The sequence below is a fragment of the Weissella koreensis KCTC 3621 genome (genome assembly GCF_000277645.1).
Window position 1 is genome coordinate 155,821 of record NZ_AKGG01000011.1, and the last position, 20,176, is coordinate 175,996.

Genomic DNA, 20,176 nt, shown 5'->3' on the forward strand with positions numbered 1-20,176 from the left:
TACTCCTTCAGGCTTACTTAGTTAAACAATTTTAAACCTGCTGAAACATATCCAGCAGTATCCAAAGTATCTAAGGCTGCCAATTTATTAGACACCTTATCTACTTCACGCGCTCCGTACCCAAGCGCTTTTAAAGCTTCCAAAGCATCATCTAATGCTGGATTTTCCGACTGTTTTGGTTGCTCAATTCCAGTAATATTATTAAAATCAAATGGTAATTTAGCTAAATTATTCTGTAAATCAAGGACAATTTGTTGCGCAGTCTTTTTTCCGATACCGGGGAACTTAACCAAATAATTAACATCACCCGAAACAATGGCCTGAATAAGACCGGTATGATCAGAATTTGCTAAAATTGCTAAAGCACTCTTCGGTCCAATCCCAGAAACAGCTAGTAATTGCTCAAAAAGCTGTTTTTCACCAGACGTTTGAAAGCCATATAACGTTTCTTCATCTTGGCGTAAAATCTGTTCAATATAAACCTTGGCTGACTTATTTTGTTCAAAGGCGTAGGGATTACCAACGATAACCCGATACCCAACTCCACCGGCTTCAACGACAATAAATTTTGGCGCTAAAACTGTAATTAAGCCATTTAAATATTCATACATTATCTCATTTCCCCTCATCTAAAATCGCATAAATTAATTATAACCTATCTGGAAGAATAAACGACCATGTCAAATAACTAATTCAATATAGATTATCTGGAATAAATTATTAGTAACTAGGATTTATTACCTAAATTCAAACACCTTATTTAACATCCTGATTTTCTTTTTTTATTCCAATTCCCGTCCAAGCTGATAATAACGAAAAGACTGGCGACAAGATGGCAAAAAAAACAAAAGGCGCAAAATCTGCCACTGGAACTCCCAAAGTTTGAGCCGCAAAGCTACCGGCAACTCCCCATGGAACTAAGTAGTTCATAACAGTTCCTGAATCTTCTAATGCTCTTCCTAAAGCCAAACGACTCAATTTAATTCGGTCAAAAGCTGGTTTCCAAAGTTGTCCAGGTAATATCGTAGACAGGTATTGTTCTCCGATTAAAAAATTTGCGGCAATTCCTGTAAAGATTACACCAGTTAAGACTCCAGATGCTGAATTAATTTTTTGTGAAAGTGGCGCCATAACCGTTTGTAGAATCCGTTGTTCCGTTAAAATTCCACCTAAAGATAATGCTAACATAATAACGATGACAGTTGGCATCATCGACATCATTCCTCCACGATTTAAAAGGTTTACTAAATTAGGATTAGTTGATGTTGTTTTAAATCCGTCCATTAAAATTTGACTAAGGGCTTGGGGTGAATGATTAAACAAGTATACCGTACCAGTCAAGCCAATGTTTAATAATAAAGTTGGAATAGCTGGAACTTTCAAAATGGCCATACCGACTAGTAATACCAGCGGAATAATGCTCCACCAAGTGGGTGTAATCAATTGACTTAGTGTAGCTAACCGACTTGTTGATCCACCATGATGACCCAAACCAAGAATAATAAAAATTATCAAAGAACCTAATAATGCTGGTAAAGTCGTCCACATTAAATTTTTAATATGTGCAAATAGATCAGTTTCAGCAATTGACGCTGCTAAATTCGTAGAATCCGATAATGGTGATGATTTATCTCCAAAAATTGCTCCTGATAAAATTGCCCCTGCTACTAAGGCTGGGTTAAATCCAAGCGTTACTCCCACCCCCATTAAGGCTACCCCTACTGTTCCAATTGTAGTAAAGGCTGAACCAATCATTGAACCAACCAAAGCAGTTACTAATAAGGTACTTGGCAAAAACCATGTACTATTAGCTGACTCAAACCCTAACCATAACATTGAGGGGATGACTCCAGTTCCCATCCACAATGCAATTAGCATACCAATTAATAAGAATAAAAATAATGGAGCTAAACCAGTTCTTATCCCTGCCAATATGTTATCTTGCATCTCAGACCATGAAACTTTTTTAAAACGTAATATTATCGTGAGTAAAACTAAGCTGACAATCAATGGCATAAAAGCTGGAAGATTGAGACCAATAATTCCAGTACTAAAAATCAAAATAAGTCCTAGAACAATACTTAATGCTAATTTAAAGCTCACTTTATTTGTATTTTCATTCATATTCATTTTCCTTTTCAATAAAAAAGTCCCAACTACGTTAAAAAACGTAGTTGGGACGAAGCATCATTTTCCGCGGTACCACCCAAAATTACCCGTCCAAAAAAGAACGAGTCACTTTACAAAGTTAAATTGTTAATAGTTCAACGAAATTACCTGCACCACTCACAGCAACCGTGGCTTCTCTGACATTGAATAAGGTCGTCTACTGAATATCAAAAGTCTAACCAAATTTTCATAAACTGTCAACCATTTTAATTATCTTACAAATATACAAAAAGTTTTATATTAATTTAACCAATAATATTCATTAAAAGCTGATATCACATCTTTAGCAGATAAAACTGGTTGAGCACCCTGTACTAATAATTCATTACAACCCCTTGATAAGGCAAAGTCCACCCGACCTGGAATGGTCAAAACACCTCGGTTTAAATCAAGTGCTAAATCAGCAGTAATTAAAGATCCCGATCTGTACCGTGCTTCTACTACCAATACGCAGTGACTTAAAGCCGCAATCAAACGATTTCTTTGCGGAAATTGATATTTACGAGGACCCTGATTTGGTAAATATTCACTAATAACTAATCCTTTTTCGCCAATAGTTTGTTGGAGCCTCTTATGGTGCCGTGGATAAATTTGATTCAAACCCGTCCCCAACACACCAATCGTGCGTCCCCCAACCTTTAAGGTATTATGATGAGCAATCGCATCAATACCCTCAGCTAACCCTGAAACAATAGTTAATCCCGCCGCATTTAAAGATGGAATCCAAGATTGCAATAAAAAATTACCATAGCTACTATTTTTACGTGCCCCAACAATCGCTAAACAAGGCGTTTGTAACAAGTCCAAATTACCTTGATAAAACAAAACCAGTGGCGGATATGCTAATACATGTAATTTTAATGGATAAAATTCATCTAAAATACAAATATAATCTGTTCTTTCGATTCGTCGTAATTGTTCAATTAAATCTTCTAACAAATTGTCTAAGCCAATCTTTTTAGCTAAATTAAGTTTATCCATAGCAATCATTAAACAGTCCATCCATGACGAACAGGACTGTTCTTGAGGCCAATCAATATTTTGATAAATTTTAATACGCTGTTCCAAAGTTATTTTTGGAATTAACAATAAAACTAAAATAAAAATTCGATTTGTCATAGACCACTTCCTCCAATATAAAGAAAGGATCTCAAAAATAATATTAATTCAAATAATTTTTAACGGGTGAAAAAGTTTTTCGGTGAATTGGTGTAATACCAAGCTTTTCTAGTCCAGCTAAATGCTTAGCAGTACCATATCCGGCATTATTTTTAAAATCATAACCGGGATATTTTAAATCGTATTCTGCCATTAAATTATCTCGATAATCTTTAGCTAAAATGCTAGCAGCTCCAATACTAATACTGCGATCATCACCTTTAATTAAACTAGTTTGCTCAAGCTCTATGTCCAAGTCCATTGCATCGATTAATAAACCATTTACATTATATTGGAGTCCTTTATAAGCCTCAGACATCGCAACTCGAGCAGCTTGATATATATTAATTTCGTCAATCTGTTCAGATGTAACTACTCCAAAGGCATAATCTAAAGCTTGGGATTTTATTTTAGGAACTAGCGCTTCTCTTTTTTTCAAAGACAATTGTTTTGAATCATGGACTTCAATTAAATCAAAATTGTCATCTAATACCACTGCTGCCGCAACAACAGGGCCAGCTAAAGGGCCACGTCCAACTTCATCAATACCAGCAACAAATTGACCTTTTTTCCAATATGCTTGTTCAAAAACTTGTCGTTCATTAAAAGTAGCTTGCATCTTTTGCTGCTTCTCAATTCGGCGTTGATAACTAACTAATAAACGTTGAACGCCTTGACGTTCATCCTCTGCTAAATGTTTTAAAATGTCGGCCTTAATTTTTGGTTGTTGTAAGATTGATTTAACTTCGGTTATCGTTAATTTATCCATTTTTAACATCATTTTGCCCGATTTGATCATTAGGCACTTCAATCGTATATTTTCCCAATTTACCACGACGCAAATCTAGCAGAATTCTTTCACCAGCACGATTATAATCATCCTTAAAACCTAATTTTTGAGTAATCAAAAGCAAGATGTTAACATCAGTTTCTTCGTCCCAAATACCTGATGGCAGTTTATACCGCTCAGTAATCGATTGTGGATTATACTCACGCATAAATTTCAAAACTTCTAAAGCAATATCATCCACATTAATCAATTGATCTTTAATTGCACCAGTCATAGCTAAATGTTGACCAACGCGTTGATCATCAAATTTAGGCCATAAAACTCCTGGTGTATCTAATAACTCTAAGTTAGTAGGTGTTTTTAACCATTGTAATTTTTTAGTAACTCCAGGTCGATCACCAGTAATGGCTACATTTTTCATCACTAGATGATTCAAAAGTGTTGATTTACCAACGTTTGGAATCCCAGCTACTAAAGCTCGAATCGCCTTGTCTTTAACTCCTTTTTCCAAAAGATGATCCCACTTTTCAGCCAAAACTTTACGCGCCGCTTTTGTAATAGTCTGAGGGGTCTTCCGGTCACGTGAATCAAGAGCGACTACTGCTAATCCTCGTGTTTCAAAATATGTAATCCATTCCTTAGTCCGGGATGGATCAGCTAAATCGGTCTTAGTCATTACCAATAACCGTGGCTTATCTCCTAAGACATCATCTAGTTCAGGATTCCGTGAAGACAATGGAATCCTGGCATCTACTAATTCAAATACAATATCTACATACTTCATATTTTCGCGCATTAAGCGGAAGGCCTTCGCCATGTGGCCTGGATACCACTGAATAATTTGTCCCATAAAAATAAACCTCTATTCTTCTGATGCTAGATATTGACGCCAAGCTGCATCAAAAATATCCATTGCTTGTAAATAATTACCATTTTCTTCCAAATATCTTGAAAGTTCATCAAAATCTGTGCTTTGCTTTGGAAATGCTTGATCATAAAAAGTTCCATTCGCAAAATTTTTAACTTCATCGTGTGTGACTGGATCTCTTTGTGTCATCAACCATTGATAAAATGAACGCCTCATTATTTTGGTAACCCCACTTGGAACACAAAGTGATCCTTTTTCATATTAATTTGCTTAATTTTAATCTGCATACCAGAAACCTTAGGAACTTTTTTAAAATCAATTAAAATTGTCTGCTTCTTAGGATTCACATCGGCCCATGCTGGCAAATCTAAGTGCGAAGCTAGTCCACCCATCACATAATTGACTGGTAAAGGCAACTGCCCCACTGCAACTGAATCAGCGTGCAATAATAAATTACCATCTTTAGTGACAGATGGTGTCATCTTCATTCCATAGTCTACATCTTGCCCTAAAAGGCGTTCTGTTCCATAGACCATCATACTTGACTGCCCCATTTCAAAGCGTAATCGTTTTTTCAATGATGGATCATCATTCAAATATTTATTCATCCAAGCATTCAAATTTTTCTTCGTTAATTGTACATCCATTGAAGCATCGGTCATTTTAACTTGTTGCTGGGTACTAAATTGTTTTTCCTTTCCTTGTGGCATCACCATTAAAATTAAAGCCACAAAAACTAAAACAATTAAAGCTCCTCCAATCCCCCACAAAATTCCTTGTTGTCTAAACTGATGTTGTTCTTTAGTCAATCCTTTTTTAACCATTATTTATATATCCACTCATCCTTTTGTTTTTGAACAGTTTTAAAAAGTGCCTTACTCATCTGATCATACCCCTTATTATTTGGATGATAATGATCTGAACTAGTAATATATTCGTTTTTATCTTTATTGGGACCATTTAAAGTCGATTTAACTACTTTATTATCTACTGTTCCTGTAAAAGACGCTGCTGATTGTTTTTTTAGCTTAGCCTGCTGTTTTTTGCTTTGAAACTGACCATAAGTAAGTTTATTAAAAACTGAAACATAATATGCATTATTATTCTCACGAGCTGTTTCACTATTTATTGAATTATAAAGATGCACAGCTTGATTAATATCAGGTCGATTAGCTAAATAAACATACAAAGGATTATAATTTCCAAAAATAAATATAGGAGCATCTGGGTTCAAACTTCTAATGTAATTCATAAGTTCATTCAAACTATCAGAATATTCGTCTTTATGTGATTTTACCTTTAACAAAATATCTTTTTCTTCTTTAGTTTGAATTAATTTAAATAATTCTTGTTGTAAGTCATTTCCACCTGATGTCATTACAATGATATCAGCCTCTTTAATATTTTTCTGTGCTATTCCATTTTTTTGAACACGCTTTAAAATTTGGTCGGAACGATCACCCGATTTACCATAATTATTGGTTTTAACCTTAACATGATCTTTTTTCTCAATTAATTTCGCAATTCTTTTTTCATAACCACCCTGATTAGTGGTATCTCCCACACCTTGTGTTAAAGAATCACCAACCGTCACTAATTGAACTTGATTCTTAACAATTTCCTTAGCCTCAATATACGGTGAAAGACTAAAACTAATCAATAATGTCATTAAAACGATTAGTATTCTTTTCATAATCGATCCCCCCTTTCACGCAGAAATTAATTATACCAAATAAAATTCAAGACATTTCTAATCATTATACTTTATTTTTAGTAAATTCTAACATAATACCTTTTCCTAATCATGAATTAACAATTATTAAGACCTTATTTTAAGGATGATATACTAAATTATTTCTGTTAAATGAAAAAAAATAGAACTGAAACAAGTTCCAGCACTATTCTTCATTAGTAATAATTAATATTGTTTTAAATAACTAAGCCCAAATGCACCAGCGCCAGTATGCGTTGATACAACTGGTGTCGTTTGTTGAACATGAACTTGGGCTTCAGGAAACTCAGTTCTTAAAATATCAGCTAATTCTTGCGCCAATTCTGGAATTCCAGCATGTGATAATCCAATTCTTTGAATACCTTTAGCTTCATGCATTTGATCCACAATTTTCTTCAAATAGTTCTTAATTGTTTTTGACCCACGTCCTTTAGTCTCGGCAATAATGTCACCATTAACAATATGAGCCCCAATTTTAATATTTAACAAACCACTAATAAAGCCAGTTGCTTTCGAAATACGTCCACCCGCTGTTAAATTATCTAAAGAACTCAAAGTTAAGTACAATTCCGTATTTGCATGAACCGCTTTAATTTCTTGCATAATTTCTGTCGCAGACTTACCTTGTTGGGCTAATTCAGCAGCCTTAATTGCTTGGAACCCTAATGCACAATCAATGAAGGTTGAATCAATAACATGAATTTTATCAGTTTCCAACATCTTAGCTGCTTGTTGTGCAGTGTCAAAAGTCCCTGACAAACCTGGAGTTAAGTGAATACTAATAATTTCCACATCATCATCATTAGCTAATAAATCTTCATAAGCATCGGTAAAAACACCCAATGCAGGAGTTGATGTCTTAGGTAGATTTTTGGCCTGTGCCATTTTATCCATGAATTCCTCACGTGATAAATCAACACCATCTGTATACGTCTTATCATCAATCATAACATTCAAAGGAATTACTTTAATCCCCAAATCCTTAATTTCTGCATCTGACAAAACTGCCGTCGAATCGGTTACAATTTTAACTTTAGTCATCTTTCTCTCCTACCTAATAAATGTAATACTAATAATTTAATTTTTTACAAACTTTCTGGATCACGCATCCAAGCAACCGCTAATGCTCCCTGACCCAAATGGGTTCCTACCACCGGACCAAAATAAGAAAGTTCAAAGTTCAATTCAGGATACATTCCTTCAAGCTCTTGACGCCACTTCTCGCCTTCAATTGGATCATTTGCATGAATAACCAATGGTTTCAAAGGATAATCAGTATTCATCAATACATCCTTAAAAATGGCTTCAACTCGTTTTTTAGCTTTCTTCATTGAACGAACTTTTTCAAATGGGACAATATAGTTTGAATCGTTATCAAAGGTTAAAATTGGTTTAACCTTTAACATTGTTCCAATAATGGCCCCAGCATTTGACAAACGTCCGCCACGCACTAAATTATTCAAATCATCAACTACGAAATATTCATCTATCGAATCACGAAGTTGATCTAAAGTTGATAAAATTTCATCAACACTTTTGTCATCTTGTGCCATTTTAGCAGCTTTTAAAACCAACCATCCCATCAAACGAACCGTTATTTTTGAATCATATGGAATAACTTCCAAACCATCAATTTTATCTGCAATTGATGCTACATTATTGATAAACCCTGAAATTGTAGATGCTAAGTGAATTGAAATTACTTTATCATAGCCTTCGGATTTCAAATCTTCATAAATTTCCATCAATTCTCCAATAGCTGGTTGGGAAGTTGATGGAAATGAATCTGAAGTTTTTAATTTCTCATAAAACTGTTTTGGTGTAATTTCAGTTCCTTCTTTATACGCCTTACCATCTAAAATAATTGGAATTGGAATTACTTTAATATTGTATCGTTCAGCCTCTTCAGAGCTAATTGTTGCCGTTGAATCGGTCATAATTGCAATCTTCATAAATAAATCTCTTTTCTAATCTAAAAATATTTGGGCATCTAAATAATTCAAATAATAAATTAATTATTCATTATACGCTGTTCCACTAGAACTGACTAGCTTCCACCCGAGATTTACAATCCTTTTTGAATTGATTTGTCCAATCGATTTATTAAAATTTGCAACATTGACTTTTCTTCTTCAGACCAAACGGAAAAAATTTGTTGCTCAGTCGCCTGATACTGTGCTTTAATTTTGGCCAAACTTTCTGCCCCTAACGGTGTAACTTGATATATAAAATGTCGATGATCATGGCCAACAACCTGATGTTCAATCATCTTTTTTTTCATTAAAGCATTTAACTGTCGTGAGAGGGTTGAAGTATCTAACCCTGTTGTTTGGCTCAATTGATCTTGAGTATCAAATTCATTGTCCACTTTCATTAAAAGATGCCATTCTGCAATGGTTATTTTATAATCTTTCATAATTTCTTTTAAAATTTTTTGAAAATCTTTATCTGTTTCATGTAATGCATTTAAAATTTCTTTCATTAGCAACTCCTCCCAATAGGACTAGCTCAATTTTAAATAATCTTAAATCATGGCTACTTTTTCTCAAAATTTAAAAATAAAAGTGCTTAATAAATATTATAATCGCTTCCATGGTAGTTTCCTATTAAATTTTATGATAAGAATAAATATATTTAAAAATAAAGAATAATATTATCCATGTTTTATTTAAATTATATTTTTCACATTCCGCCGATTAGATTTAAAAAATATTTAGTGTTTATATAAGTTTATAAAAAGGCTGGGACAGACTGTCCCAACCTTAAAAATTTTTAGAAATTTAACAATAGCTTATTGCTTTGCTGCTGCCATAGCCACTGCCCCTAAGAAATTAATTGGTTGGCTGAAATTTGGTTGGAATAAGAAGTCTGAAAGCGCTAATTCATCAATTGTCATCTTATTTTGAATCGCTAATGATAAGGCATTAGCAGTTTGTGAAATATCATGTTCAGAATAAAATGATCCACCCAAAACAGCCCGAGTGTTTTCATCCCAAACCAAAGTAGCACGTACAGGGGTTGTCGTTAACATGAAATCAGGTCGATAATCTTGTTCAATGGTAACGGTCTTGATTCCTTCAATACCACGTGCTTGAGCTAATTGCTGATTTAATCCAGAACTGGCCATTGCCTTACCATAAAGCTCAACAGCCGACGTTGCTTGAGTTCCCAAGTATGCTACAGTGGGCTTCAAAATGTTTTTACCAACTAAAATTCCTTGGCGTACTGCATTTGTTGCCAATGGAATGTAGTCATCTTGCTGTGTTGGATTATAAAATACAGTCGCAGAATCACCAGCCGCATAAACATCTTTAACTGAAGTTTGCATATACTTATCAACAATAATAGCTCCATTCTTAATCATATCAACTTGCCCAGTAAATAAATCAGTCCGTGGTAAGAATCCAATTCCTAAGACAACAATATCTGCTTCATAAGATCCCTTATCAGTTGTTACCTTAACACCGTCATCAGTAGATTCAAACGCTTGTACCATTTGCCCTAAGCCTAAAGTAACATCGTGTTTTTGATATTCAATCTCAACTTCATCCGTAATATCTTTATCAAAGTTTTTTGCCAGAACCCGATCAAGACCATCGATCAAAGTTGTTTTAATTCCGCTTACTGAAAATTGTTCTGCAATTTCAGCTCCAATATATCCAGCCCCGATTACGATCGCTGATTTAACATCTTTGACGGCCTCATTAATAGCTTTGGCATCATCCCAATTCTTGCATAGATAAATATTTTTTCCATTAATTCCAGGAATTGGTGGCATAACTGGCTTTGAACCAGTTGTCACAACAATTTTATCGAATTTTTCAGTTTTCTCTTGTTGATTCTCCAAGTTTTGATATGTTACAACTTTATTTTCCAAGTCAACATTCGTAACTTCATGCTGCATCTTCATATCAATACCATCATTTTTCATGGCTTCAACTGAATCATAAAACATTTTCTCAGGGTCAGAAACGTGGTTACCTACCCATAGAGCAATTCCACATGAAAGAAAAGAGACAGTATCATTCTTTTCAAAAACTGTAATTTCAGCCGTTGGATCTGTTTCTAGAATTCCACGAGCTGAGAAAATACCTGCATGAGTACATCCGATAATTGCAACTTTCATTAGTCCATCCTCCGATAATAAAAAAAACGCTTTCATTTGTATAAGTCAATTATACAACGTTAGCGTCTTTTTTCACATACTATCTTTTAAAGAATATATATTTATAATTATTTCGACTTACGATCATTGTTTTTAATAGGTAATGTAATTCTAAAAATCGACCCATGACCTTCAGCAGATTCCAAGATGATGGTCCCACCATAGCCCTCAATCAATTTTTGAGCAATACTTAAGCCCAAACCATTTCCACCTTGCTTACGTGATCGAGCTTTATCAACACGATAAAAGCGATCAAAAACATGATGGGCTTCCTCAGGACTAATCCCTTCACCAAAATCTTGTACCGCAATCTGAACTTGTCCTCCATTACGTGACACAGAATAGTGAATTTCTTTGCGATCGCGTGAGTATTTCACAGCATTATCAGATAAAATAATCATAATTTGCTCCAAATGATCTCGTGACATATTTACAAAAGTTGGATGTTTTAAATCATCATCCAGAATAAAAGTAAAATCATCATGGATCATTTTGAAATTATTATATACTAAGGTTACCACTTCACGAATATCAGTATTTCCATCTTTAAAAGCTAATTCCACTTGGTCTGCACGTGTCAAATCCAACATTTCTTGGACCAATCCTTGCATCCGGCTAATTTCCTTTAAAGATGCTTCAATTGATTCATTTAAAATCTTAGGATCATCCTTACCCCAACGGTTTAAGAGTTCCATATGGCCCTTAACAATTGCTACTGGCGTACGAAGTTCGTGCGAAACATCTTCCACAAACTGATGTTGAGCCATCATAGTATGTTGCATTTGATCTAAACTACGATTCACAATTTTACCTAAATCAGTTATTTCATCATTTCTAGTTCCATCTGAGTCAACTCGAGCCTGCGATTGAGAATCAATTCTAGCTGAATCTACCACTTTTTTAATATCATCCATCGGTCTCAACAGATAATCAGCTAACCAGTAACCCCAAATTGCAGTAAAGAAAACTCCCAAAAGTGTTGCTATAATCGTAATCATATAAATTCGATTAAATAAACGGTTAAATTGTTCTAAATTATTATCTAATCGAATGACTCCGATCGTTTTACCATTTTTATTATGAATGGTTTTATAACCAACCAATGTTTGATTACCATTTTGGTCATGTTCTAAATGAATCTTTCTATTTTCTAAATTAATCATTGCCGGTTTATGTTTGGGATAAACTTGATACGATCCATCGTAAATTATGATTTTAAAGTCAGGGCGCATAGTTTCTACCAATCCGACCTCTTGTTTTTGTGACAAGGCGTTATCTCCAATAATCGCTGATTCAATTTCTTGCGATTTAACCTTGTCAATTGGGACCTTTTCTAATCGTTGGGCTACCCAATTAAGAGATTCCCGCGATGAAATTTTTTCATCCACCAACATACGATTAGCAAATGCCATAATTAAAATGTAACTAAAAATTATAAATATTAAAAAAATCCCAATGCTGAGCCCATGGCCCACTTCCATTTAAGTGACAAACCTGGCTTTTGCTTGGGATTATTTTTAACAATGGCTGTTTTATCCATTGTATCTCTCCAAATTCTATTGACGCATCACATAACCGGTTCCACGAACAGTTTGAATATATGAAGTTTTAGAGTCACTATAATCAATTTTATTACGTAGGTAACGGATATAAACATCTACAACATTGGTTTCAACGTTATCATCATATCCCCAAACCTTGGCCAAAAGTACTTCTCTTGATTGAACAACATTAATATTCTCCATCAAAATAACAAGTAATTCATATTCGCGTTTCGTTAAATTGATAATTTCATCACCACGTCGCGCAATTCGATTTTCTTTTTCAACCACCAAATCACGATACTTTACAATACTTTGATGACTAGCATGCTCTTCAGTTTCAATATTAATTCGACGCAATAAAGCCCGGATACGTGCCAACAATTCTTCAATTGCAAACGGCTTTACAACATAATCGTCAGCCCCATAGTCTAACCCTGAAACGCGATCAATAACTGAATCACGAGCCGTCATCATAATAATAGGTGTGTTTTTGACTTCTCGAAGTCTACGTGCAACTTCTAACCCACTTAATTCTGGTAACATTAGATCTAATAGAATCAAATCGAAATTTTCTTCTAACGATATTTCTAACCCAGTTCGACCATTATCGGCAACTGTCGTTTCATAGCCTTCATGTTGTAATTCTAACTCAACAAATCGTGCTAAATTTTCCTCATCTTCAATTATCAAAATTTTATTCATCTTAGCACCCTATTCTTTCAAAACATTATTTTTAACAAACTTATTAAGTTTAACATAAATATCTAATTTTCATCAAGTAAATACTAATTTAATAGAGTTTTTTCATATTTAACGCAGCGAGGTATTATATTGCATACAATTTAAAAATATTTTTAACTTTAATTCTCAGAATTTATTACTTTTAGTTGATGAATCTTAATCAAACCCAAGGTTATTGGTAACACCATAATAACACCAAAAAAGGCATACAGCATTGATAAAATAGCTGAAACTAATAATTTAGAATTAACGATATCTCCAATACCATAATTAAGTTTAGCAAACATAATTCCCAAGCTCAAAAAATCAGCCATAAAACCAAATAAAACAGTATTTAAAGCCGTTCCTATAATTTGATAACCTAGTTGGTAACCTGATCGTATTAATTTATTTACTTCCATATCTGGGTGGTGTTCCATAATCTCAGATAATCCTGATGTAATTGCTACAGACGCTTCAGCGATTGCTCCAAGTGTTGCTAACAGTGCGGCTGCAATTCCCAACTGCCCAAAATTTAAACCAATTTGCAAAGATAAGCCTTCCAACTCTTCTGAATTTTCAACGGTAAATCCTTGTACAAAGTTTAAATGTTCAACAGGAATAATCACCAAAATTAAAATCAACATAACGATTAAACTACTTTTCAATGATACCATCGTAGTTTCTTCATCAGCTCCAGCACTATATATCGTAATCAATAAGACCAAACTACTCCCAATTAATAACACCATAAACATACTAAATCCCCAACTAATTAAGAGAAGCATGCCCATTAATAAAATAAAATTAATCCATAGACTAACAAAAGCACCCATTCCTTTTTTACCACCAATAACTACCATTAATACTAGTAAAATGAGTGCTAAAACGAATGTAACTGACATTAATTAAGCCTCCTTTTGTGCATTTCATACTTAGAATCAATGATAACCCACAAAATTCCAGCTGGAACTGTTAACACAATTCCGATCGCACTAATCAGAGTTTGAACCATCCCCAATGCCATGTTCATATCATAAGTATACCCAATGTTATTCCCATTTCTTAAAAACAAAATAGCCATCGGGATCTGTCCAGCAATAAAAATCAAGAATAACACGTTGGTTAATGCTCCGAATATTTCTTGTCCTACATGTCGTCCTGCAATTATTAATTCTTTCGTTGTTACATCATGATTTTCTTTTCTTAATGCAAATAAAGTAGCAATCATGTCCGTTGATTCATCCATGACTGCCCCCAAAACTCCTACTAACGTCATTGAAAAAAACATTGGAACGGGTAATTGTGTAATGAACCCTAACAATTCAAAGTTAACACCTTGATTATGATTCAACTTAAAAACTAAAGCAGCTAAAAGCATTGTAATAAGTGTAGTTGTAACCACTGTTGCAAAAATCACCCATGTTTGCCTTTTTTTAAATCCCATCACCAATCCAAGAGTCAATGCAGACACAATTAAACTAAAGATCACAAATAATGGTAATAAATAATGGGTCCCAGTTTTTAAATTTAAATCAATAGTAATAATAAATAAAATTGTATTTAAAACCAAAGAAATGGCTGTTAGACGTCCAGACTTCCCCATCAAATTAATTAACAAACCAATTAGTGCAATTAATAACGGAATCCAGGTGGCATCTCTTTTAACATTATCAAAGTTCCAAGCATCCCCTTGTTGACGTAAAAAAATCTGCATTTTTGGCTTTAATTTTTGATCCATTCCTTGACTACTATCATAATTATTTTCAATCCAAATTTTTTCACCTTGACGATCAGTGTTTAAAAATTTAGCTTTAACTTTTTGTCGATAATTAGTCACACGATTCAGATATGCATCAGTCGAATTATTTTCATCAATTACTTTAACTTTTTCTATCAATACAACAGGTTTACTATATAACGATGCATCATGCCGTAATCCAAAATATGTAAATAATATAACTGTTAATAGACATAACCAAAACAAAAAATGTCTCTTGCCTTTATTTAATATCATGGATTTAGCCTTCTATTTTGGCCGTTAACTGGGATCTCCTTTGCTAAATATTTAATTCTTTGCATAATTCGAGCAGCTTTAACTGGTTCAGCCCCATTCTTGGTCAATGTGAAGTGTTCTTCCTCTAATTGTTTCATAGAGAAGTTAGATGTAAAAAATGTTGCTAGTCCATTTTGCATTCGATAATCAAGAACAACACTCAAAACATCATCTCGAATCCAACCACTTCCATCACTTTCAGCTCCAATGTCATCTAAAACTAGAATATCTACCAATTTCATATCTGACCGTACTGTCTTAGTGTCAATACTGTGATCACTTATTGCATCTTTCATATTGGTAGCCAAAGTTGGATAGTGCAACAATAATACATCAATATCATCAAAAGACAGTTGATTAGCCATTGCTCCCATCAAATAAGTTTTACCTACCCCATATGGTCCTTGTAAATAAGCACCTTGATGAAATTCTTGAGGCCGATCAACATAATCTTCAATAAATTCCGAAACTGCTAAGACAGCGGCAGTCATTCCCGAATCCATTGACTTAAAATCATTCATTGTGGCCGATTTTAATTGTTTAGGCATACCAATTGCCATAATTTTACTAGCTGCTCGTAACTTTTCATGTTGTTTTTGCATTTTTTGACTTGCTCGATATTGAATCACCACACGTTTATCAACAAATAACAACTCTGGATCATAACCAGGATGAACATCTGGTAAGCCATCTTGTTGTTTTTTATTTTGCAAATAATATTCATAGATGGTTGCTAAATCGCGATTGAAAATTGCTTCGCTTAAATCCGGCTGATGCTCTTGAATAAAATTTTTAATTTCTGCATCTTCCAACATAATTTGCCTTATTTTTTCATATTCATTTCTCATTTGAGGCCGCTTTTTTAAAATATCTTGGAATGATTTTCCAATATTTTGAGTTCCTCGATTATTTTGAAAATTAAATGGTTCTACATTTGGCATTATCACTCCTTTTTGATGGCACGCTTAGCTTCCATCTGGGCTAACATTTTATCTAGTTTAGCCTGATCGGCTGAGCTAACCTCCTGAATTGGTTGATTGTCCCAATCGGGTTTTGTTTCATGTTTCTGCTGTCCAGCTCGACTTGATGTACGATTCTGCTGACCTTGTTTAATTTTTTTCTCTCGTTGCTGAATATACTTAATGGCCTCACTGGGCGTTTTAATGTTAGCCTGAGCCCAATCTGAATAAGTTGCCTCTAAGATTGCTTTCGGCAAAGTTTTGCGATCTTGTAAAACACTCAGTGTATATAATTCTATATTTATAACCGGGTTAGGTAACCGTCCATATTTTATTAATTGCTCAATTGCATATTGTTCGCTTGCCGTTACGACACCCCCACGTTGTTCGCGAATATTTTTTAAAAATTCTAATGGGCTCAACTGGTTAGCTTGATCAATTAGGATATTTCCTGTCTTGGGTTGTACATCAGTTACAGGTTGGATCGTAACTTCTTGTCGCTGCTGAAATTCTTGACGTAACTCATTTTCGATTCCTTTAATGTCAATTTGATGATCGTCAAGCATATGCCCTTGTATAAGTCGAATTAATTTTAAATCATCAATTGCATATAATTTTTTGAAAAGCATTAAATTATCTTTATTTTTCAATAAAGTCATCCGAGAAACTCCATACACCTTTAACATTTCAAACATTAAATCAAAATCAATAGTTGGCTGATCCTTTTGACGAGCTTCATCCCATGCTGTTGACCTTTTATTAATCGGCTTCAACGGTTCAATCTGATCAAAATTATCCTCTCGAATAATATCAAATAATCCCTTTGACACATTATTTCCCTCAATTTCTGCTGAATCAGGTAATAAACTTGTTTTTAATATCTCAAATTGATCATCACCTAAATAAGATGAAAGAAGTTTCACTAGCAATTTATCACTAAGAAAATTTTCAGCATCAATCGGTTGATTTATTTCATAAACCCATTGTGATTCTAATGTTAATACTTGTTCGAAAGTCCGAATCAGCCCATAGCCTTCTAGCTTTTCACGTGCTTGAATCAAACGTGGACCAGATAGGTTCAATTGATTCAATAATTCAACGTGCGTGATGGTTACATCTTTATTTGATCTTTGAGGTTGATGCATCAAGGCCATATAAACTGTAAAGGCTTCAATCCCAATTAATGGTAAGTATAAATTACTTAAACTGGTTAAATTTTTAAGGGTTAAATTTTCAATACCCACGACTTTAAATTTTTGATGAATATTAAAAGACATTAGTCCCCCACTTTCATAATTTTTAATTCTTCAATTCACTGATAATATGATCAACTTTAGCATGCATTCGATCTAACCGATCATTTTCAACAACATAATCAGCCATCTGCACTTTTTGGTCTAATGGCATTTGTGCCTTAATACGCTGACGAGCTTCTAGTAAAGTTAGATGATTTCGCTTCATCAACCGTATTTGTTGCTCTTCAGGTTCAACCGTAACCACAATAGTTTTATCTACTCCTGCTGCATTGTTAGTTTCAAACAATAAAGGAATTTCCAAAAACACAAGTTCATGCCCATCATTAAATAGTTTTTGTGCCTGTTGAATCAAAATTTGATTGATTTTTGGATGCATAATTGCATTCAATTGATCTATTTTTTGTGTATCACCAAAAACAACACTCCCCAACAATTGTCGATTGAGTGACCCGTCTTGGTTTATGATTTGAGGACCAAATTGCAACTCCAGCGCATGTAACGTAGATGAACCAGGTTCAACAATTTCACGACTAATAACATCTGCATCTAAGACTGGATACCCTTTTTCACGAATATAATTTGCAACACTCGATTTACCGGTTGCAATCCCTCCAGTAATTCCAATTTCAAGCATGTTTAAATCCTCTTTAATCGTGCAACACTTGGCAATGTGGGCAATAAGTAGTTCCACGTTGTGCTACCTTAGTTTTAACAAGAATCGTTCCACATCGATAACAAGGTTCTCCTACTCGACCATAAACCTTCAATTGATTTTGAAAGGTCCCGGCCTCACCAAAAGCAGTGGTAAATGAATGAACTGTTGTTCCATGATTTTTAGTGGCCAAAGCTAATTCATCAATAATAGCTTTGCGTAAATGGGTCAGATGTTCTAAATCAATAGTATTTGCTGGTTGTAATGGGTGAATTTTTGCCATCCATAATGTTTCATCAACATAAATATTACCTAACCCAGCGATATGACTTTGATCCAATAGAAATGGTTTAATAGCACCTTTCCTTTGAAACTCTTTTTGCATGTACTCTAAAGTCAAATCATCTTCAGTTGGCTCAGGTCCAATTTTAGCCAACCCGGCCACCTGCATTGTATTAGGTGTATCGACTAAATTCATCCGTCCAAATTTACGAGTATCCCGATAAAAAAGATCGATCTCATCATCCAGATGGAAGGTGATCAAATCATGCTTTCCTGGCTCTGTCCCAGCGGGAACTGTATAATACGCCCCTTCCATGCGTAAATGCGACACTAACGTTTTATTTCCACTCAATCTGAATAACAAATATTTTCCACGGCGATCTATTTTTTCTATCTTACGATCAGCCATTTCTGCATCAAATTCCGCTTCTGACATACCGACAATTTTTTCCCAACGTACTTCAACTTTTAAAATTGTCCGACCTTGAACAAGATTTGTTAATCCTCGTCGAACTGTTTCTACTTCTGGTAGCTCTGGCATATAGTCTCCTAACCGTTGATATAACAACACTTTAACGTACAACCACTAACTGAGGCGCTAATTTTTTTATTTTATATCTTTTTTCTTTGTGAAATCAAATAATTCAATGTCAATTATTACTTCCCTATTGTACCAAATAATTGAAGAATTTATTAATATCAGTTATGCGTTGTCTCACACTGAAATTAAATTTAAAGAAAGCTATCATTTAATGTTTCATCATCGCCTGCAAAAAACGTCTTACAAATAAATTCATTTATAATTTAGTACAAAAAAACGTATTCCTTCCTTACTCTGGAATACGTATTAAACATAATAACAATTAAAGCTCTTATTTTTTATACAAAACATCAATTCATTAAAAAACTTGAATTGAATACTCACCAACATATTCATCATTTACATCTAACCGATTAATAACATATTTATCAACTAATTGCCCAGTTGTTTCCAATGTATCCGCAATTCCCCACCAAGGCTCGATGCAAATAAATGGTGCTTCAACATTCGATTTGGTCCAAATGCCTGCAAATTTAGCATTTTCAATATTAACTTTAATACCATGTTTCTTATCAGTATCAATGATTTTGATTTCAACTGGACGTTCATCTAGTTCAAGAATTATTGCATCATTTTTGTAGTCTGAACGATTTAATACCAATTCTTTTTTGGCATCAAACATAATGTCTTGGTGTAAATCTAAAAACGGTCCATTTAAAACTTTACGTTGATACAACTTAGCTGGCGTAATTTGGATTTGATAGTCTTCAAATTTTTTGCCACCTGACAATGGAATATTGAAACCAGGGTGTCCTCCCAAGCCAAAATAAATCACTTGCTGATCAATATTTTTAACTAAGTATTTAATTCCAATTTCACCAATTTCAGATAAGGTAAATATTACATCAAATTGAAATTTAAAAGGATATTGCCGGTGTGTCTCAATAGAATCTTCTAATCGTAATTGAATCATCTTTGAATCAGCATTAATTATCTTAAAAACTAGATCACGAGCAAATCCATGTTGCGTCATATCATATATTTGGCCTTCAAATTGATATGTATCGTTTTGTAAGCGTCCAACAATGGGGAAAAGATGAGGTGCATGTCTTCCCCAAATTTCAGGATTAGCTTGCCAAAGATACTCTGTCTCATTATTTTTCAAATAAATACTATTTAATTCCGCCCCCTGTTCATTTACAGCTACTCGGACTTTTTCATTTTCTAAATATAGCATGCTATCCCCCGTGAATTGTATAAAGCGCTTTCAATAATTTTATTTTA

21 protein-coding genes are annotated in these 20,176 nt (G+C 34.1%); all 21 read right to left on the bottom strand.

Annotated features, from left to right (window positions below; translation table 11 throughout):
* Window positions 1-17: 17 nt before the first annotated feature.
* Window positions 18-611: a Holliday junction branch migration protein RuvA gene (gene ruvA / locus JC2156_RS03905; protein WP_006845546.1), complete on the bottom strand. Its 594-nt coding sequence runs from the start codon at window positions 609-611 to the stop codon at window positions 18-20.
* Between the two features lie 145 nt (window positions 612-756).
* Window positions 757-2,124, bottom strand: a complete 1,368-nt coding sequence (locus tag JC2156_RS03910; protein ID WP_038241089.1) for a Na+/H+ antiporter NhaC family protein — start codon at window positions 2,122-2,124, stop codon at window positions 757-759.
* A 285-nt stretch (window positions 2,125-2,409) separates the two neighbouring features.
* On the bottom strand, window positions 2,410-3,288 hold the full coding sequence (gene dprA / locus JC2156_RS03915; protein WP_006845549.1) for a DNA-processing protein DprA: 879 nt from the start codon (window positions 3,286-3,288) through the stop codon (window positions 2,410-2,412).
* Between the two features lie 43 nt (window positions 3,289-3,331).
* On the bottom strand, window positions 3,332-4,096 hold the full coding sequence (locus JC2156_RS03920; RefSeq protein ID WP_006845550.1) for a ribonuclease HII: 765 nt from the start codon (window positions 4,094-4,096) through the stop codon (window positions 3,332-3,334).
* On the bottom strand, window positions 4,089-4,967 hold the full coding sequence (gene ylqF / locus JC2156_RS03925) for a ribosome biogenesis GTPase YlqF (RefSeq protein WP_006845551.1): 879 nt from the start codon (window positions 4,965-4,967) through the stop codon (window positions 4,089-4,091). The genes JC2156_RS03920 and ylqF overlap by 8 nt, the downstream gene beginning before the upstream one ends.
* Before the next feature lie 12 nt (window positions 4,968-4,979).
* Complete coding sequence (locus tag JC2156_RS03930; protein WP_006845552.1) at window positions 4,980-5,201, bottom strand: YozE family protein; 222 nt, start codon at window positions 5,199-5,201, stop codon at window positions 4,980-4,982.
* Window positions 5,201-5,809, bottom strand: a complete 609-nt coding sequence (locus JC2156_RS03935) for a YpmS family protein (RefSeq protein ID WP_006845553.1) — start codon at window positions 5,807-5,809, stop codon at window positions 5,201-5,203. The genes JC2156_RS03930 and JC2156_RS03935 overlap by 1 nt, the downstream gene beginning before the upstream one ends.
* On the bottom strand, window positions 5,809-6,678 hold the full coding sequence (locus tag JC2156_RS03940) for a GDSL-type esterase/lipase family protein (RefSeq protein WP_006845554.1): 870 nt from the start codon (window positions 6,676-6,678) through the stop codon (window positions 5,809-5,811). Before JC2156_RS03940 ends, JC2156_RS03935 begins: the two co-directional genes overlap by 1 nt.
* A 225-nt stretch (window positions 6,679-6,903) precedes the next feature.
* Window positions 6,904-7,758, bottom strand: a complete 855-nt coding sequence (locus JC2156_RS03945) for a DegV family protein (RefSeq protein WP_006845555.1) — start codon at window positions 7,756-7,758, stop codon at window positions 6,904-6,906.
* Between the two features lie 44 nt (window positions 7,759-7,802).
* The gene (locus JC2156_RS03950) at window positions 7,803-8,669 is read right to left on the bottom strand and encodes a DegV family protein (RefSeq protein WP_006845556.1); all 867 of its coding nucleotides are present in this window, start codon (window positions 8,667-8,669) and stop codon (window positions 7,803-7,805) included.
* A gap of 113 nt (window positions 8,670-8,782) precedes the next feature.
* Window positions 8,783-9,199, bottom strand: a complete 417-nt coding sequence (locus JC2156_RS03955; RefSeq protein ID WP_006845557.1) for a MarR family winged helix-turn-helix transcriptional regulator — start codon at window positions 9,197-9,199, stop codon at window positions 8,783-8,785.
* A 309-nt stretch (window positions 9,200-9,508) separates the two neighbouring features.
* A complete protein-coding gene (locus tag JC2156_RS03960; RefSeq protein ID WP_006845558.1) occupies window positions 9,509-10,843 on the bottom strand; it encodes an FAD-dependent oxidoreductase in 1,335 nt (444 codons plus the stop codon).
* A gap of 107 nt (window positions 10,844-10,950) precedes the next feature.
* On the bottom strand, window positions 10,951-12,294 hold the full coding sequence (locus JC2156_RS03965) for a sensor histidine kinase (protein WP_238530586.1): 1,344 nt from the start codon (window positions 12,292-12,294) through the stop codon (window positions 10,951-10,953).
* Between the two features lie 144 nt (window positions 12,295-12,438).
* Window positions 12,439-13,128: a response regulator transcription factor gene (locus JC2156_RS03970; RefSeq protein WP_006845560.1), complete on the bottom strand. Its 690-nt coding sequence runs from the start codon at window positions 13,126-13,128 to the stop codon at window positions 12,439-12,441.
* A 158-nt stretch (window positions 13,129-13,286) separates the two neighbouring features.
* Window positions 13,287-14,051 (bottom strand): YibE/F family protein, encoded by a 765-nt coding sequence (locus JC2156_RS03975; RefSeq protein ID WP_006845561.1) that lies wholly within the window; start codon window positions 14,049-14,051, stop codon window positions 13,287-13,289.
* Entirely contained in the window at window positions 14,051-15,046 is a 996-nt protein-coding gene (locus JC2156_RS03980) for a YibE/F family protein (RefSeq protein WP_238530587.1), read from the bottom strand. The genes JC2156_RS03975 and JC2156_RS03980 overlap by 1 nt, the downstream gene beginning before the upstream one ends.
* Before the next feature lie 113 nt (window positions 15,047-15,159).
* Window positions 15,160-16,143, bottom strand: a complete 984-nt coding sequence (dnaI, locus tag JC2156_RS03985; RefSeq protein WP_006845563.1) for a primosomal protein DnaI — start codon at window positions 16,141-16,143, stop codon at window positions 15,160-15,162.
* A gap of 2 nt (window positions 16,144-16,145) precedes the next feature.
* Window positions 16,146-17,438 carry a replication initiation and membrane attachment family protein gene (locus JC2156_RS03990; RefSeq protein ID WP_006845564.1) on the bottom strand — a complete coding sequence of 431 codons (1,293 nt, stop codon included), beginning with the start codon at window positions 17,436-17,438 and terminating at the stop codon, window positions 16,146-16,148.
* Window positions 17,439-17,460: 22 nt separating this feature from the next.
* Window positions 17,461-18,051, bottom strand: coding sequence for a dephospho-CoA kinase (gene coaE / locus JC2156_RS03995; protein ID WP_006845565.1), 591 nt, complete (start codon window positions 18,049-18,051; stop codon window positions 17,461-17,463).
* A 13-nt stretch (window positions 18,052-18,064) separates the two neighbouring features.
* Window positions 18,065-18,892 (bottom strand): bifunctional DNA-formamidopyrimidine glycosylase/DNA-(apurinic or apyrimidinic site) lyase, encoded by an 828-nt coding sequence (gene mutM, locus JC2156_RS04000; protein WP_006845566.1) that lies wholly within the window; start codon window positions 18,890-18,892, stop codon window positions 18,065-18,067.
* 358 nt (window positions 18,893-19,250) lie between these two features.
* Window positions 19,251-20,129 (bottom strand): aldose 1-epimerase family protein, encoded by an 879-nt coding sequence (locus JC2156_RS04005; RefSeq protein WP_006845567.1) that lies wholly within the window; start codon window positions 20,127-20,129, stop codon window positions 19,251-19,253.
* Between the last annotated feature and the right edge of the window lie 47 nt (window positions 20,130-20,176).